The organism is Mycolicibacterium sphagni (genome assembly GCF_002250655.1).
Lineage (GTDB): Bacteria > Actinomycetota > Actinomycetes > Mycobacteriales > Mycobacteriaceae > Mycobacterium > Mycobacterium sphagni.
This window is the reverse complement of record NZ_NOZR01000006.1, coordinates 237,128-252,284: the sequence shown is the minus strand read 5'-3', so window position 1 is coordinate 252,284 and position 15,157 is coordinate 237,128. Positions and strand designations below refer to the sequence as shown.

Genomic DNA, 15,157 nt, shown 5'->3' with positions numbered 1-15,157 from the left:
TTCAAACACACCCACCGTTGGCACGGCGTGCGGGTCCTTCGCCATGCCTAGAGGAGGCCGCTGATGCCTGTCCGCTATTGGCCGCTCGGTGCGGGCCGCATCATCACGAGCCCATTCGGCCCGCGCGACGGCGGTTTCCACGCCGGAACGGATTTCGGCCGCGCCGGCGGATCCGCGGGCATGACGGTGTACGCCGTCCAGGCCGGCACGGTCATCTACGCCGGCGCCGCCCAGGGCTACGGCGGACCCGACCCGGCCGGCTGGCTCGTGATCGACAGCAACGACGCTGAGGGCGGCGGCTGCTTGGAGTACGGGCACATCGTTCGGCGCCCGGAGATCCGCGTCGGCACGCACGTCGAAGCTGGCCAGCCCATCGCCCAAATCAACCCCAACAGCGCGACCAACGGCGGCGTGGCCCCACACCTGCACCTCTCGGACATGCCAGGCGCCTACGTCCCGAACGCCAAACAAGACCCGATGCCCCGGCTCGCCGGAGCGCTAGAGCCCGAAAGCAACTCCACCCCAACACAAACGGAGGTTCCGATGAGTGACCCAACTTGGCTGCCGGACGTGCTGCGCGCCGCTGGGCTGCAGTGCGACATCTACCCAGGCGCATTCGATCGTGGCCATGGCGATTTCGGCGAGATCTGGGGCGTCGTGTGCCATCACACCGGCAGTTTCGGTGAAACTCCCCGCGGCATCGCCGAGCACCCAACCCTCGGCCTGGCCTCGCAGCTGTACCTGTCCCCGGACGGCAAGTTCACGCTCTGCGGTGTCGGGATCGCCTGGCACGCCGGGGCGGGCTCATACCCGGGCCTGCCGGACAACAACGCCAACTTCCGAACCATCGGGATCGAGGGCGCAAACGACGGCGGCGGCACACCGGGCAAGCCCCACCACCAGCCTTGGAGCAACGTGCAGTACGACGCCTACGTCGCCGGCGTCGGTGCGATCCTCAAGCACCTGGGTCAGCCCGCGTCGCATTCGATCGATCACAAGGAATGGGCCGGCGCCGCTCAAGGGAAGTGGGACCGCGGCGGCATCGACCCAAACCTGTTCCGCAACGACGTCACGGCCTGGTCGGGCGGCACGCTCCCGCCCCCGCCAGCCACGCCGGTCCTCGTCCCGGGCGTGCCAGTCGAGTACGCCAACTTCGGTGTGATCCGCCGCGGCGACAAGGGCATCCGGGTGGTCTCCTTGCAGACCCGGCTCAAGCGGAACTACTCCAAGCTGGTCGTCGACGGCGATTTCGGGCCGGACACCGAGGCGAAGGTCCGCGACTACCAGAGCTTGCACCCGCCGCTGGTCGTCGACGGGCAGGTTGGCCCCGCCACCGCGGCGATGCTCAAGCTGATCGGCTGACCCTTGCCGGCATGGCTGGCAGTCGTCACCGCGCTCTTGGTGCAGGTGTCCGGCACGCCGTACATCTCGGGCGGCGACAGTCCGGCGGGCACCGACTGCTCTGGGATCGCGTCGTGGGTGGCCAACATCGCGACGGGTCGGCCGACGTTCGGGGATCGCTTCGACACCGGCAGTGAGGCGCGCGCGCTCACCGAGCGCGGCTTCAAGCCCGGCACGAAGCCCGGGGCGCTGGTCATCGGGTGGAACGACCACCACACCGCCATCACCCTGCCCGACGGGCGAGGTGTCGCGTCGGGCGAGGGCGGTGGCGTCAAGGTCGGCGGCCCTGGCGCCTACCAACGCCAGTTCACACATCACATGTATCTCCCCATCGAAGGGACACCGGAATGACTTGGTCACCCCCGTCAAAGGTCGGCGATATCGACCCGGCGATCGCAGTTGCCAAGAGCAAGCTCAAGGGCTTCAGCTACGGCAAGGCCGAGGGGCTGGGCACCACCGACACCAGCCAGGTCTACACCGAGGGATTCGGCCGGGCGCTGCCGACGTTCCAGAACAACCGCAACGCCGAAATCGACAAGGGCACAAAGCCTGCACCGAAGATGTCGGCGATCGGCACGCTGGACTGGGCGACCAAGAGTCAGCTGGGAATGCTCGCCGCGGTCCCGACTCCGGCGCCGGCGAAGCTGCGGCACCCCGCGTTCGCCTTCCGCGGCACCGGCGGCATCATCGGCCAGGACTACGTGTCGCGGATCTGTCAGCAGTGCGACGACCTCGTCGAGGAGATCAACACCCCATGGGCGGCCACCATGGGAGGCCTGCCGGTCGGCACTGCGGGCAGCGTCACCGACCCGTCGATGTGGCGGGCAGTGCGGGAAGGGCTGGCGGCCGCGAAAGCGGAGTTCCTGAAACGGTTCGCGCTCAACCGGAAGGTGCGGATCGTCATCATCGGCTACAGCGCAGGCGCCGTGCTCGCCGCGCTGTTCCGGCAGTGGATTCTCGAGAACTACCCCGACAACTACCTATGCAGCGTCAGCCTCGGTGACCCGACGCGCCCGAACGGGGGAGCGTTCTACAACGCGCCCGGCGCCAACCGTGATGGACAGGGCATCTCGAGCTGGCACTACGGCGATGTCAACGACTGGCGGCATTGCTGGCTCACCAACGTCTCCGACCCGGCGCGGCCTGACATGTACGCGCGGATCGCGCTGGGTAAGACGGGCGAAATCATGATGGACGCGTTCGACATGGTGACCCACGTCGAGCTGGGCAATCCGGTCGCGACGGCGCAGAACCTGGTCACCGTGATCCCGGAGATCGCGGCGGACGCCGGCATCGCGGTGCCCGACGCGCTCGGCGCCCTGTCGAACGGCATCCCCGGCCTGCTGGCGTGGGGACTGCCACTGCTGGGGGGCGCTCTTGGCGGCCTGATCGGCGGCGGCAACCCCGACACCCTCACCGGGACCGCGGCGGCTGCGAAGGCCGCGCAAATTGGGCTGACTTTCGCGCTCGACAACCCGCCGACGAAGCCACACATCACCTACGAATTCGCCGAGGTATGGCCCGGCATGACGTACCTCCAGCTCGGCGTGCAACACGTGCGTGACTGGGCCAGCCGTGTGGCCCCCGTCGCGGCCTGACGCGCTCCACCCGCTCGAGATCGCCGCCTGCACGTTCGGGATCACCTTCAGCATCGCCTGCGGGGTCCTCGCATTTGCGTTGGCCTGCAACAACTCCCGGAAGGGGAACAGTGTGACCACCATCAGCATCTTCGACGTCATCAAGAACCGCTCGTGGGAACAGGCCCGCGCTCTGCTCTACATCGTGGTGCCGCTCGTCATCTTCGCGACGGTGCACACCAATGCCACCCTGTGGGTCGGCCTCGCACTGTCAGTTCTCGCGCCCACGCTGGCGTCGTGGAAGTCGGTTACCGGGTTCCGCACCGCATTCCAAGGTGTCATTGCCGCGCTGCAGTTGCTGCTGGTTGGGCTGCATCTCATCACTGACCTGACGTTCACCACCTGGGCGCAGATCGTGGTGGCCGTGATCGGCGGTGGTGTCGCCGCGGCAAACGTCCACGCGTCCGACAACACCACGTCCGCGTAGGTGCCCGGGTTACTGAACCCCCAGTTCTGGAACGGCATCGGTGTCGTCACGCTCGTCGTCCTCATCGGGGTGATGCTGTTGGTGTCGTTGCAGCGGGGCTGGTTGATCCTCGGTATCCACCACCGTGAGGTCATCGCCGGCCGTGATCGTGAGATCGCGGCCCGCGACAAGACGATCGACGCGCTCGACGCGCGCTGCGACAGGCAGGACGACACGATCGGCCTGCAGGCCAAGGCGATCTCGGACACCACCGCTGTTGAGGAATTCGCCAAGACGATCCTCACCGCGATGCGTGAAGGGCAGCGCTCGTGATGTGGCCATGGGTGCGGGCGCGCCGCGACATCGATGACGCGCGGCAGCGGGCAGCCAACGCCGAACGGCAGGCGCTGGAAGCCGAACTGATGGCGGCCGGCGCGGAGGCCGGCCACCAGGCCGCCCAACAGTTGGTGGAGCGGGCACGGCAGTCGACGACCGCGCTGCGTCGCCAAGTCGATCGCAACGGGTTCACCGAGATGCTGCAGGAATCGTTCGGTAAGAGGGGGCACGCATGAGGAACACGCCGCCGATACTGCTCTGGGCCTATGTGATTGGCGGACTGCTGGTGCCCGCGACGTTCGTGTCGGACATCTGGCTGGACATCGACTACCAGCTGGCTGCCGACGTGTCGCTGATCGTCGTCGCGGTCCTGGTGAACGCGTTCACCGCGCTCTACGGGTTCCGGTCGAAGTGGAGGACCAACCGTATCGGCGGGGTGTACCTGATCAAGTGCATCGCCTTGTCGCTGTTCCTTCTGCAGGCCACGGCGTCGGTGTGGTGGAACGAGGACTATCCGTTCCGCCAGCAGATCCGGTTCGTGATCTACGCCTACGCGGCGCTGGTGTACATCCCGATGGTCATCACGTTGTGGCGGGAGCAGCAGCGTGATCGACGTGAAGTGACGGGACCGCCGTTGCCGTTCTAACCTGACATCGCTCTCCGGGAATCGCCCCGCTGGCCTTCGGCTGGCGGGGCGATTTTCTGTCGTCGCGAATAACCTCAGTTGATCCCGGCCGCGGCTAGGGATTCGCCGATCACCGGGGCGATCTTCTCTGCGTACGCGGACGACATGTGCGTTGCGTCGCGCTTCGTGGGTGTGGACGCGACGAAACTGGGGCAGTAGCCGCCCGCGCAGAACCATGGCCGCGAATCGATCCACACACCGCCGATCGACTGCGCCAAGCTCTGCTCGCCTCCGGCGGCTTCTTGCCACCGGCTGCTGACCGAGCCCAAGCAATCGGCAGGACCGTTTGCGCGGTCCCCGAAACACTGTTTGATGTTCACGTCACCTGGCGGCGGGGCGAGGAGAACAACTTTGCCCGCGCTGGGCCGGAACTTATCGATGATCTGACGCAGCGAGACAGCTTCGTCGGTGGGTGACAGGCTCGGGGCTCCGGGGACACGGAGATCCTTGTAGCGGTTGCTGATGATCACTACGTTCGGCTTTGTGTTGTTGATCAAATCGACCGCATTCTGTTTGCGCGCTTCGCAATCGGGCGATACCGGATCGTACGACACCAAGACGTTGGTGAAGGCGCAGCCATTGCCGATCGCCTCGCTGACCACCCGGATTCGGCCATTGGAGTTTTGGGCTATTGCGCGTAGTGATGCCGCGTAAATGGTCGCGACAGAGTCACCGACAATTACGACTTGGGTTGGCGCGGTGGGTGATCTCCACGTGCATTGGTCTGCGTTGGGTGTTGCGCCGTAGGAGCAGTCGACCAGGTCCGGCGGGAGGATGCTGCCGCTGACAACCGACTCCATCGTCGGATCAAGCTGGGGCCATTGGGTGGCCTTGATTGCGGCCTGGATTTCGGTTTGCAGGGCAGAGGTGAGCGGCCCGAGCGGAGCGGGGGGCGGCGCGTCCGGTTCGGGCGCCGAAATGTTGGCCGGGACAACCTGCGGCGGAACCGCGTGCTGCGAGTAGATGCTGGGTCGCAATGCGTAAGACGACACGCTGACAACGAGGAGGACGGCGACGGCTGTTGCTGCGTACACGCTTGATCGTTCCCGCATCAACTTCCTCATGGTTTCGAGGGTATTGCCCCACTCAGCGCGCCGCAGCGGGGTCTCGATGAAATGGTAGGACGCAATCGCCAGGCTGAACGCCAACCCCACCACGAGGATCGATGAGTAGACGCTGGACTTCATTGCGGCACTGACAAAGACGATGATCGGCCAGTGGACCAGGTATAGCGAGTAGGAGATGTCGCCGATGTAGGTGCTGAGTGGGTTCTGCAGGAAGTCTTGATATTTCGGCTCGCCGCCGACGCCAGCGATGATGACTAGGGCGGCACCAGCGACGGGCAGCAGCGCCCACGGCGCGGGGAACGCGTCGGAGCTGTCGGTGATGAGGAACAAGCTCGCTGCGATGAGCGCCACACCGGCCCAGGACACATACGGCTTGGATCGGGCGGGGATCAGAGCGAACACCCCGACGCAGCACGCCAGCAGGGCGCCAGCGCCAAGCTCCCACACGCGGGTGAAGGTGTCGAAGTAGGCCCATGCCCGATCGGTGGCCGTCTCGTACACAGCCCAGGTGAGCGATGCCGCGATGATGACACCCATGAGCGCTCCGGCGAGCTGCATCCGGTGCCGGTTGTTCCAGGCCTTGCGGGCGACGATCACGCTGATCAGGAAGATCAGCGCGGGCCATACGAAGTAGAACTGCTCTTCGATCGATAAGGACCAGAAGTGCTGGATGGGTGACACCGTCTCGTCGGAGTTGAAGTAGTCGGTGCCTTTGGCGCCGAACCACCAGTTCGACAGGAAGACGAAGGCGAACAGTGCGTCAATCCCGACCTCGTGGGCGCGGAACGCCTTGAACAGCAGCACCGACACGACGTAGGTGGCGAGCAGTGTGACGACGGCGGCGGGAACGATGCGGCGCACCCGATTCCAGTAGAACGTCCGAAATGACACGTTGCCGCGTTCGGTGGCGGCGCGGAGCAGGTTGCCGGTGATGAGGAATCCGGAGATGACGAAGAACACGTCGACGCCGACGAACCCGCCGGCGGGCCAGTGCCACAGGTGATTCGCGAATACAGTGAGGACCGCGAGCATGCGCAGGCCTTGGATGTCGAGGCGGACATGCTTTCGCGCTGCCCGCTTGCGCCGCCGCCTAGCTTTCTTCTGATACCGCTCCAGCACGGTTGCCATCGGCTGTTTCCCCCCAGGGACTGTTCTGCTTTGGGTGATGCTCGAATGCTGGCTGATTGGCGTCAACTAGCTGTGAGAATCCCCCTCATGCGCGGGAACCATACCTGATTCGGCCGCGAGCGCAGAAACGATTACTACGTGTTTTTCTGCCGGTTCGTACTCGAAATCGTCGGCGGGCTTATCGTCGCTGACATGGCGGCGGTCGGTGATGTTGTGCAGTCGACGGGCGGCGGGTGGATTGCTCGACCGCCGACGCACTGCCCAGCGGGCCACGAGCTCGGCCCGGGTCTCGTGCTCGTCGGGCACCAGCCCTGCAGCTGCCGAGGTGGCCACACCACCTGGACGTGCCAGTGCGGGGCGACGACCTTCGGGCCGCCAGTTGGGCAGGGGTGTCGGATCCTCAACGGTGCGGCCGCGGTGCGCTGAAAAAGCGGTGCCGGTCTTCCCAAGGTCGTCGTATAGTGCGGCGATGGGGGATTACTGGTGGTTGATCGCTCCGGCACTGATGATCGTGCCGTTCCTCGGGGCTTGGCTTGAGAAGCGGTTCGGAGACGACCCTGCCGACGATGTCGACGCGATTGGGTGTCCAGAGTGCAGTCACGAGGCCGGATTGGATCCCGGTGGGAATTGCTGCAGCGCGGTCGAAGCGATCGGCGGTTGGGTCGACGGCGGCTGTACTTGCCAGAACGATTACCACTGGCGATTCGAGTCGGTTGTGGGTCGATAAACCCTCTGTCAACACAGTGTTGAGTCGGATAAACTCAAGTCACGGTCTGTCGGCACACGGATCGCAAACAGCCGCCCCGGTCGAGCACCCCCCGCTCCCGGGGCGGCTCCATTTCCGATCAGGACTGGTTAGTCCAGGGGCCGCAACCATTCGTCATGAACACCAATCGATGATGGCCATCGATCATCCCGGTCCACCCGCTGACGTCGCCGTCCGGCTGGATATTCGCACGCGCCATCTGCCCTGACTGAACGGTGCCCTCGTTGAGGGTTTCCCCGGGGCGATACGGGGCGACGGAGACGATCGACCACCTGCAGGTGCTGCCCGCTGGCACGGTGGCTGTGTACGGGCCCCAATCGTGGCCGTCTGCGCCGCCCATGGGATAGGTTCCGTCGCCCGGGATGTACTCGCTCGCGCCGGGTGCAGTCGATGTTGTGGGAGCCGGGGACGGCTTTGCCGCCTGGTGATCCGGTTCACGGCACATCGCCAACACGATCCACAGCGCGATACCGATCACGATCAAGCCACCGATGCCCGGCCGGGACCCACTGGCCATGGGCGGCAGACACGGAGGTCCCGAAGCGCAGGCGATTTAGCTCTTCTTCGTCGGCATTAGGACGGCGAGCGCATCCATCATGACCGAGTTCTTGGCCTGGTCGGCGTGCGCGTAGATCCGGGTGACCTCTGGGCTGTTGTGCCCCAGGATCTCCATGCGGGTCTGCTCGTCGGCGCCGGCTGCCCGCAGTACGGTGGCTGCGGTGTGCCGGGTGGTGTGGAGCGGTAGCGTCTCGTCCTTGCCGATGATTCCGGCGTCGCGGAGTAGTGCGTGCCACGCGCGGCTGTCTTCGTTGGGAATGACGGGCGCGCCGTTCGCGCGGTGGAATACCAGGTTGTGCGGATTGGGTCCAATGTCGGCTTCCTTGAGTTCAGTCAGCGCGATCTGTAGCGGCTTTATCACGGGCACCCACCGTTGGCCCGCTTTCGACTTCGGTCGCGTGAGCGCCATCGACGCATGCAGCGGTTGGTATTCGAACTTAACCGGAGTGTCCCACTGGGGATTGGTGCAATGACCACCGTTCTTCCGTCCACACGGCCAAGTTCCGTCCCCATGACGGTCGCCACACCCGTGAGCGCGCCTCAACTGCTGGAGCTGCCAAGAAATGTCCATCGCGCCAGCCTCAAGGTCGACTCGGTCCCACGTCAGCCCGAGGGATTCGCCTTGCCGTGTGCCCGTGAGGAACAACAGCTTCCACCGCGTGGACTCCATCCGGTTGCGGTTCGCGTCGGCATAGGCGAGGAGCTTGTGAACGTCGATCGCGGACAGCGGTTCTCGTTCGCCAGCGACGTACTCGGGGGTGTCGACCGCGTCGGTCACGTTGCGCTTAATCAGGCCATCCGCGATGGCGTCCTTCAACGCTTGACCCAACACGATGTGCGCCTTCTGGGTGCGGCGCTCACCCTTTCCGATGAGAGCGTGCATTCTTCTCACGTCGGCCGCAGTCAGGTCGGCGAGACGCTTGTGGCCGATCGTGTTGGCGATGTTGGTGACAGTGTGCCCGTAGTCGCGGTAGGTGGTCGGCCGGACCCTCGACTTCTGGATGTTCGGTAGCCAGTAGTCGAGCCACTTGGCGACGGTGATAGTGCGGTTCAGGTTCAGGCCGTCGGCGTTGTCCAGTTTGAGCTCGTCGAGCTTGGCGACGAGCGCACGATGGTCCTTGGCATAGACGCGCTTCTGGCGGCGCTCACCGTTCGGCCCGGGCGCGGCTTCGACTGAGCCGACCCACATTCCGTCTTTGCGTTGGAAGATCGATCCCTCGCCCTTGGCTCGGGGAGCGCGCTTCTTCTTCGGCTGGAACCCCACCGGCAACCTCCTCCCGGGAATCGTGTACACCACTGTACACATGCAACTGCATATGTACTGTATGCAACAGTCACTAAAAGTGGCCTCTGCCAGCAACTATCGCTTTTAGTGCCAGATCAATTCTACCGAAAACGCGGACTTAAAATCCGCACAGTGTCGGTTCGAGTCCGACTGGGGGCACTATGTCTCGCAGTTAGAGCCGGGTGCCCGTGGTTTCACACCATCCGCAGCTGGGGTCTAGAAGTCACCGAATGTCACAACCTAGTACCGAGCCACCGACAGGAGTGCCTGCACAGCAAACTCATTCGCTGCTACGCCGGGTTGACGCCGGTATCGGTTGGCTGAAGTTGTCCGCCGCCGCCTGCAATGCGCCCGCCGGCGAGTGTGCGTATTTGGTCAGAGTGAAGCTGGCGCTCGCGTGCCAGACCCATGCCGCGAGGACAGCGACGGGCACCCGCGCAGATGCATCAACGTCGCGCACGAATGCGACCTATGCAGGACGTCACGCTGTAAATTGTCGCGGTCGCGGCAACCCCCGTTCACCCAACGAACGATCTCCTTCACCGCGGGCCTGAAGGCCAGAGCAGCAACGATTCTCTAACTCAATAAATCAACTTTTAGCTGATCCAACCTTGGAACTGGCAATCTCCTGCGAATTCCTGTGCAACCGATTGAAAGTTCGCAACTAGCGCGTAAATTGACGGTAACGACAAATCATTCGAGCCGGGGGGCGGGAATGGGTACTGAGTACTCGTCGTCAATTTTGGGGCGGGGCAAAGCCAAGAGCACACGTCGGCAGCGGCGCCAGCCCTATGCGTGGCTGGGGGTCGGTGCGCTCACGATGGGCATGGGTGCCGCCTTAGCCAGTGGTTCGGCGGTGGCCTACGCCGATAGCGGGGCCAATCCGGCGCCAAGCCATGCCGACAGCACCGTACTGTCAACCGGCCACAGCGCGGCGCACACGACACGAAACGCGTCCTCGATGCCGACACCGATCTGGACGGCCCGCCACACCGCGCCGGGGGCCAAACAGCGGTCCACGGCGGGGGCCATCGCCGGTACCAGCGTTGCCAGCCAGGACAGTATGCATTCCCCTGGTGGGCCAACGGTTTCCGCACCGACACCGACCACCGCGGCTGCCGCGGCGACCTCCGCCAGTTCCGAGGCGAGCAGCGCGGCCGGACAGCAGCAGTCGTCGGTCGCGACAGCGACAGCACGTGATGCACTGGCTGCCGCGGTACATCGGACGCAAGCCGCGGCGAGTGCGGTCGCCCCCGCTGCGGCGATGGCATCACCGTGGACATCTGTGCTCAAGCTGGTGGCCACGGTGCTGTCGCTGTTCGGAGTGAACACCCAAAGCCCGACTGCACCCACCAATCCGATCGGTGCGTTGTTGTGGCAGGCGTACCGCCAATTCGAAACCGCAGTTGGGGCGCCACCTCCGCTGGCGGGCACCCCCACCATCGGCACGCCGGATCCGACGACCGGGACCGTAACCGGCACCCTGGGGTTCACCAACCCCAGCGGGCAAGGACTGGCCTACACCGTGAGCGCCAACCCCACCCAAGGGGTGGTGAACGTGGACTCGACCGGCGGCTACACGTACACACCGACGACGGCGGCCCGCTACGCCGCCACCGCGTCAACGACGGACACTTTCACGGTCACCGCCACCAACGCCAACGGCTCCGCGGCCGAAACTGTCACCGTAGCGGTGTCTCCGCTAGTCGATAAACCAGTGGCTGGCACCCCGACCGTCAACACCCCCGACAGCGCCACCGGCGTGGTCACCGGTGCACTGAACATCACCGACCCCGCGGGTAAAGCCCTGTCCTACAACGTCTCTAGTCAACCTACGCAAGGTTCGGTGACCGTGACCACGACCGGAGCGTTCACCTACACCCCGACTACCGCGGCCCGACTCGCAGCAGGACAATCCACCGCACCAATCACCGATACATTCACCGTCACCGCCACCAACGGAACCGCCTCCACTCCCGAGCAAGTCACCATTCCCGTCGCCCCGGCCACACTCACAGCTAGTTCCAACATCTCCGTCGCCGGTGTCGGGTATCCAACTTCAGAGGCGCTAAGCCGCGACGGCAAAACGCTCTATGTTTCGTCGTATCCGAGCAGCGGCAACGGTGTCGTGTCCGTCATCGACACCGCCACAAATACCGTGACCGCAACGATCTCCGTGCCGCCCTTAACCGCAATCGCCCTAGCCGGGGCGTACTCACTGTTCCCAACGTCTATGGTGCTCAGTCCCGACGGTAAAACGCTGTATGTCACGAGCTCCGTCTCGGACAGCGGCCAGTTGTCGGTCATCAACACCACGACCAACGCTGTCGTCGCTACCGAGGCTCTTGGAGGTTCCGATGAGCCAAGTGCGGTGACTATCAGCCCAGACGGCACGAAGCTCTATGTGGCCGACTACACCGGCACCGTGTCGGTGATCAACACCACCACGACCAATGACGGCGTGCCCGCGCCCAGCGTCATCACGGACATATCGGTGGGTGCCCCGGACTTACAGGGGATAGCAGTGAGCCCCGACGGCGATACCGTTTACGTCTCCTCTGGTGGCGGTGGGGTCGACTCCGTCTCCGTGATCGACGCTGCCACGAACCAAGTCACCGGCACGATCACTGTTGGGAACCATCCCATCGCAATGGCGTTCAGTCCCGATGCTGCCCATCTTTACGTTCAAAACTATTCCGACGAGTCGCTGTCTGTGATCGACACGGCCACCAACCAAGTCAGCACAACAATCACCGGCGTTACCTATCCCGTGGGTGTGGCTGTGAGCCCCGACGGCTCGGCCCTCTACGTCCCCGCCGACCTTGGGGCAGAGGTGTCGGTGATCAGCGTTGCTCGCAACACCGCCGTGGCCACTTCTACCAACCCCAACTACTACGACGCGAACGACGACGGGGGCGGCACGCCGACCGTGGTGGTTGGACCCGATGGCACCGTGTATGTGCTCACTTCGAACGCCAGCGGTGGTCAGCCAACGGTTTCGGTCTTCTCCGTGGTCCCCTCCACACTGACCGCCCAGTTGGCTTAGCTAGCAGTGCTGAAGCCACTCGCTGGTTCCTCCCAGACCGAGAACCCATGCACAACAACCCGATTCAGCAGACCGGGTGCCTGCAAGGTGAGCTGCATCGAGTCCCCGACGGCGGCTAGATATTTATTGCCGTGTCCACTACTGAGCTACGCGGCTGCTGCGCCGACGAGCGCCACCGGACCACTGCTGATGCGGTGTTAATCCCCTACATGCCTAACTTGGGGCCCAGGGGAGACGAAACCACCCGTCAGACAGTCGGGGTCGAACAGATCGGACCGAGCGGGCCACGGTAACGATGTAACGGCACCTCTCGGACCGGCGATGAAGGGTCAGGTTCGCCAGTCCAGGGAAAGGCTGTGTCTATGACATCTGCACGTTGGTTCCGAAGTGCCGTTGTTGTCGGCGGTCTGATGGCGGCGATTCCACTGTTGCCGGGGGCGGGTCTCGCGTCGGCGGATCCGATCACGGCGGCGCTGGCTACCACCACCTGTAGCTATGGCCAGATCACGGCTGCCCTGAATGCGGAGGCACCCGCCCTGGCCACCATGCTGAACAATCGCCCGAAGATGCAGACCAAGTTGCAGCAGTTCCTGGCTCTGCCTGTGGACCAGCGCCAGGCGCTGATTGCCAAGCAGCAGCAGTCCGCCAACCCGCAGATGCAACAGATGATCGCCTCGGCGATCGGTCAGCAGGGGATGCAGCAGATCACCCAAGTCGCCAACACGTGCCAGAACTACTGACTGTCATGAGTTGCGGTTAACGCGCGACCTCGGCGGGGTTCTTGCCGTCGTGGTTGCCGTGCTCGGTAGCGCGGTAATGACTCTCACTCGCATCTCGGGCCATGTTTAGGGGCCTGGGCACAGAATTGGATTGTCCAGCCCAACGGCCACATCGCGATCCCTATCGGCGTCTGGGGCAATGCCGCTTCTCGCACATCGTGTCTGAAATCGTCGGCTGCGTGTCCGTCGCTGCTCTTTCGTTCGCCCCGATCAGGTGTCAGACTCGGGTTCGCCGGGTCAGGCGCCTCACCCTCTGGTCGCCAGCTTCTGCTCGGCCCACGGATGCCGTGCAAATCCCCGACACCGCCCAGGAGCGCAGACGATGACATCCCACGCCATCGTCGAGCGCCTCGTCGACGTGCGCGACGGTCAGCTGGCGGCGTGCTCCCGGGCCGGCGACGGGCCGGCACTGGTTTTCCTGCACTACTGGGGCGGTTCGCGGCGCACGTGGACGCCGGTGATCGAACAGCTCGATCCCCGGCAGGCGTTCCTTGCCTACGACCAGCGTGGCTGGGGCAACTCTGCCGAGGTACCCGGGCCCTACGACATGACCCAACTCGCCGACGACGCGCAGCAGGTCATCGACACCCTGGGCGGCGGCGACTATGTGCTCGTGGGCCATTCGATGGGCGGGAAGGTGGCTCAGTTGCTCGCCGCCCGCAAGCCCGCCGGCCTCACCGGCGTGGTCCTCGTCGCACCGGCGCCACCGGCCCCCGTGGGGCAGACCGCAGCACTGCAGGAACTCACCTCCCACGCTTACGACAGCGAGGCGACGGTGCGCCAGAGCATCGAGGTGATGCTCACCAACGGCGGGCTGTCCGCAGCGTTACGTGGGCAGGTTGTCGAGGACAGCCTGCGGGCACACCGCGACGCGCGGCTGGCCTGGCCGCTGCACGGCCTCGTCGAGGACGTGTCGGCCGGCGTGGGCGGCATCGAGGTTCCCGTGCTGGTGCTGGCCGGCCGCCACGACAAGGTCGAACCCCCCGCGGTACTGGCCGATCATCTGCTCCCGCTGATCCCCACCGCCACACTGGTTATTCTCGAGAGGACCGGTCACCTCTCGCCCCTAGAGGTGCCGGATCAGCTGGCCGCACAGATCGCCGCGTTCACTGCGGCGCTGCCCGGCCGCCCGGCACCGCCCGAGCGTCCGACCCGCGCCTAGTCACCAGTTCACCCACCGAAGGGAATCCCATGACCCACACCGCCGCCCCGTCGCCCACCGTGGTCCTTGTCCACGGCGCCTTCGCCGATGCGTCGGGCTACGCCGGCATCATCCTCGAACTGGAGGAGGCCGGCATCACTACCCTCTCACCACCGAATCCGTTGCGCGGGTTGTCCGTTGACGCCGAGGCCGTCAAGGCTTTCGTCGCCGCGATTGACGGTCCGGTGGTGCTCGTCGGGCACTCCTACGGCGGTGCCGTCATCACCCAGGCGGCCGTCGACCTCGACAACGTCGCCGCGCTGGTCTACCTGGCTGCCTTCGCCCTCGACGAAGGAGAGAGTGCCGCCGAGCTGCAGGAACCCTTCCCGCCGTCGCTGCTGGCCACCAACGCCCGCCCCAGCAGCTACCCCGCCGCCGGCGCCGCAGGCGGACCGGACCTGTTCATCGCGTTGGACGGCTTCCGGGAGACGTTCTGCGCTGATGTCCCCATCGCCACCGCCACGGTGATGGCCGCCACCCAGCGCCCGGTGGCCGCCGCCTGCCTCGGCGAAAAGTGCACGGGCGCAGCCTGGAAGAGCAAGCCGTCGTGGTATCTGGTGTCCGAGCACGACAATGCGATCAGCCCCGACGCCGAGCGCTTCATGGCCGAGCGGATTAACGCCACCACCGAGACGATCAACGGCTCGCACACCGCCTTCATCGCCCAACCGGTCGCCACCGCCGCCTTCATCCTCAAAGCTGTCGCACACGTGCGCGCCGGATAACTCTCGCGCGGATGACCGGCGGAGCCCCGGCGTAGCCTTGCGCAGCTGCCGCACCCTGGATCGCGATCTCGCCTAATTCACCTTCGGCACAGTCATTTCCGCTGCCGTCGATGATCCATACCGTGGCATGGGACGCC

General features: G+C 65.0%; 15 protein-coding genes, 1 tRNA gene and 1 pseudogene. 12 read left to right on the top strand and 5 right to left on the bottom strand.

The window, feature by feature from the left end; all coding sequences use genetic code 11:
• The first annotated feature begins 63 nt into the window (after positions 1-63).
• The 7 genes and pseudogenes from CG716_RS31320 to CG716_RS09750 all read left to right on the top strand — a co-directional run bounded on the left by CG716_RS31320 (position 64) and on the right by CG716_RS09750 (position 4,426).
• Positions 64-1,362 carry an N-acetylmuramoyl-L-alanine amidase gene (locus tag CG716_RS31320; RefSeq protein WP_094478876.1) on the top strand — a complete coding sequence of 433 codons (1,299 nt, stop codon included), beginning with the start codon at positions 64-66 and terminating at the stop codon, positions 1,360-1,362.
• A gap of 15 nt (positions 1,363-1,377) precedes the next feature.
• A pseudogene (locus CG716_RS09775) lies at positions 1,378-1,737 on the top strand (C40 family peptidase); the annotation flags it as partial.
• A gap of 11 nt (positions 1,738-1,748) precedes the next feature.
• Positions 1,749-2,999 carry an alpha/beta hydrolase family protein gene (locus CG716_RS09770; protein WP_094478874.1) on the top strand — a complete coding sequence of 417 codons (1,251 nt, stop codon included), beginning with the start codon at positions 1,749-1,751 and terminating at the stop codon, positions 2,997-2,999.
• Positions 3,000-3,111: 112 nt separating this feature from the next.
• Positions 3,112-3,465, top strand: coding sequence for a phage holin (locus CG716_RS09765; RefSeq protein WP_133066908.1), 354 nt, complete (start codon positions 3,112-3,114; stop codon positions 3,463-3,465).
• Positions 3,466-3,777 carry a hypothetical protein gene (locus CG716_RS09760; protein WP_094478870.1) on the top strand — a complete coding sequence of 104 codons (312 nt, stop codon included), beginning with the start codon at positions 3,466-3,468 and terminating at the stop codon, positions 3,775-3,777.
• Positions 3,777-4,016: a DUF7620 family protein gene (locus CG716_RS09755; RefSeq protein WP_094478868.1), complete on the top strand. Its 240-nt coding sequence runs from the start codon at positions 3,777-3,779 to the stop codon at positions 4,014-4,016. The genes CG716_RS09760 and CG716_RS09755 overlap by 1 nt, the downstream gene beginning before the upstream one ends.
• Positions 4,013-4,426, top strand: coding sequence for a putative phage holin (locus CG716_RS09750; RefSeq protein WP_234817781.1), 414 nt, complete (start codon positions 4,013-4,015; stop codon positions 4,424-4,426). Before CG716_RS09755 ends, CG716_RS09750 begins: the two co-directional genes overlap by 4 nt.
• Before the next feature lie 74 nt (positions 4,427-4,500).
• Here the strand turns inward: CG716_RS09750 and CG716_RS09745 are convergent, their stop codons facing one another.
• From CG716_RS09745 to CG716_RS09725, 4 genes are all read right to left on the bottom strand, one after another.
• Positions 4,501-6,660 (bottom strand): acyltransferase family protein, encoded by a 2,160-nt coding sequence (locus CG716_RS09745; RefSeq protein ID WP_094478866.1) that lies wholly within the window; start codon positions 6,658-6,660, stop codon positions 4,501-4,503.
• Positions 6,661-6,726: 66 nt separating this feature from the next.
• Positions 6,727-6,993 carry a hypothetical protein gene (locus CG716_RS09740; RefSeq protein ID WP_094478864.1) on the bottom strand — a complete coding sequence of 89 codons (267 nt, stop codon included), beginning with the start codon at positions 6,991-6,993 and terminating at the stop codon, positions 6,727-6,729.
• A gap of 512 nt (positions 6,994-7,505) precedes the next feature.
• A complete protein-coding gene (locus tag CG716_RS30475) occupies positions 7,506-7,943 on the bottom strand; it encodes a hypothetical protein (protein WP_207760616.1) in 438 nt (145 codons plus the stop codon).
• 36 nt (positions 7,944-7,979) lie between these two features.
• Entirely contained in the window at positions 7,980-9,248 is a 1,269-nt protein-coding gene (locus CG716_RS09725) for a tyrosine-type recombinase/integrase (RefSeq protein WP_094478860.1), read from the bottom strand.
• A gap of 110 nt (positions 9,249-9,358) precedes the next feature.
• Here CG716_RS09725 and CG716_RS30140 point away from each other — a divergent pair.
• Positions 9,359-9,428 (top strand) — tRNA-Leu (locus tag CG716_RS30140).
• A gap of 702 nt (positions 9,429-10,130) precedes the next feature.
• On the opposite strand, the gene CG716_RS30135 is transcribed toward CG716_RS30140, so the two are convergent.
• The gene (locus CG716_RS30135; RefSeq protein WP_165774086.1) at positions 10,131-10,562 is read right to left on the bottom strand and encodes a hypothetical protein; all 432 of its coding nucleotides are present in this window, start codon (positions 10,560-10,562) and stop codon (positions 10,131-10,133) included.
• On the opposite strand from CG716_RS30135, the gene CG716_RS09720 reads away from it, so the two are divergent.
• The 4 genes from CG716_RS09720 to CG716_RS09705 all read left to right on the top strand — a co-directional run bounded on the left by CG716_RS09720 (position 10,555) and on the right by CG716_RS09705 (position 15,020).
• Positions 10,555-12,315 carry a cadherin-like domain-containing protein gene (locus CG716_RS09720; RefSeq protein WP_165774085.1) on the top strand — a complete coding sequence of 587 codons (1,761 nt, stop codon included), beginning with the start codon at positions 10,555-10,557 and terminating at the stop codon, positions 12,313-12,315. The two genes, CG716_RS30135 and CG716_RS09720, sit on opposite strands and share 8 nt — an antisense overlap.
• Before the next feature lie 362 nt (positions 12,316-12,677).
• Complete coding sequence (locus tag CG716_RS09715) at positions 12,678-13,055, top strand: hemophore-related protein (RefSeq protein WP_094478856.1); 378 nt, start codon at positions 12,678-12,680, stop codon at positions 13,053-13,055.
• A gap of 361 nt (positions 13,056-13,416) precedes the next feature.
• Positions 13,417-14,256, top strand: a complete 840-nt coding sequence (locus tag CG716_RS09710) for an alpha/beta fold hydrolase (protein ID WP_094478854.1) — start codon at positions 13,417-13,419, stop codon at positions 14,254-14,256.
• Positions 14,257-14,285: 29 nt separating this feature from the next.
• Complete coding sequence (locus CG716_RS09705) at positions 14,286-15,020, top strand: alpha/beta hydrolase (protein WP_094478852.1); 735 nt, start codon at positions 14,286-14,288, stop codon at positions 15,018-15,020.
• Positions 15,021-15,157 lie beyond the last annotated feature (137 nt).

Bases quoted from the DNA above. Each gene is read 5' to 3' on its own strand.
- CG716_RS31320 (WP_094478876.1), top strand. From the start codon at position 64: ATGCCTGTCCGCTATTGGCCGCTCGGTGCGGGCCGCATCATCACGAGC.
- CG716_RS09770 (WP_094478874.1), top strand. From the start codon at position 1,749: ATGACTTGGTCACCCCCGTCAAAGGTCGGCGATATCGACCCGGCGATC.
- CG716_RS09755 (WP_094478868.1), top strand. From the start codon at position 3,777: ATGTGGCCATGGGTGCGGGCGCGCCGCGACATCGATGACGCGCGGCAG.
- CG716_RS09750 (WP_234817781.1), top strand. From the start codon at position 4,013: ATGAGGAACACGCCGCCGATACTGCTCTGGGCCTATGTGATTGGCGGA.
- CG716_RS09745 (WP_094478866.1), bottom strand. From the start codon at position 6,660: ATGGCAACCGTGCTGGAGCGGTATCAGAAGAAAGCTAGGCGGCGGCGC.
- CG716_RS30475 (WP_207760616.1), bottom strand. From the start codon at position 7,943: ATGGCCAGTGGGTCCCGGCCGGGCATCGGTGGCTTGATCGTGATCGGT.
- CG716_RS09715 (WP_094478856.1), top strand. From the start codon at position 12,678: ATGACATCTGCACGTTGGTTCCGAAGTGCCGTTGTTGTCGGCGGTCTG.
- CG716_RS09710 (WP_094478854.1), top strand. From the start codon at position 13,417: ATGACATCCCACGCCATCGTCGAGCGCCTCGTCGACGTGCGCGACGGT.
- CG716_RS09705 (WP_094478852.1), top strand. From the start codon at position 14,286: ATGACCCACACCGCCGCCCCGTCGCCCACCGTGGTCCTTGTCCACGGC.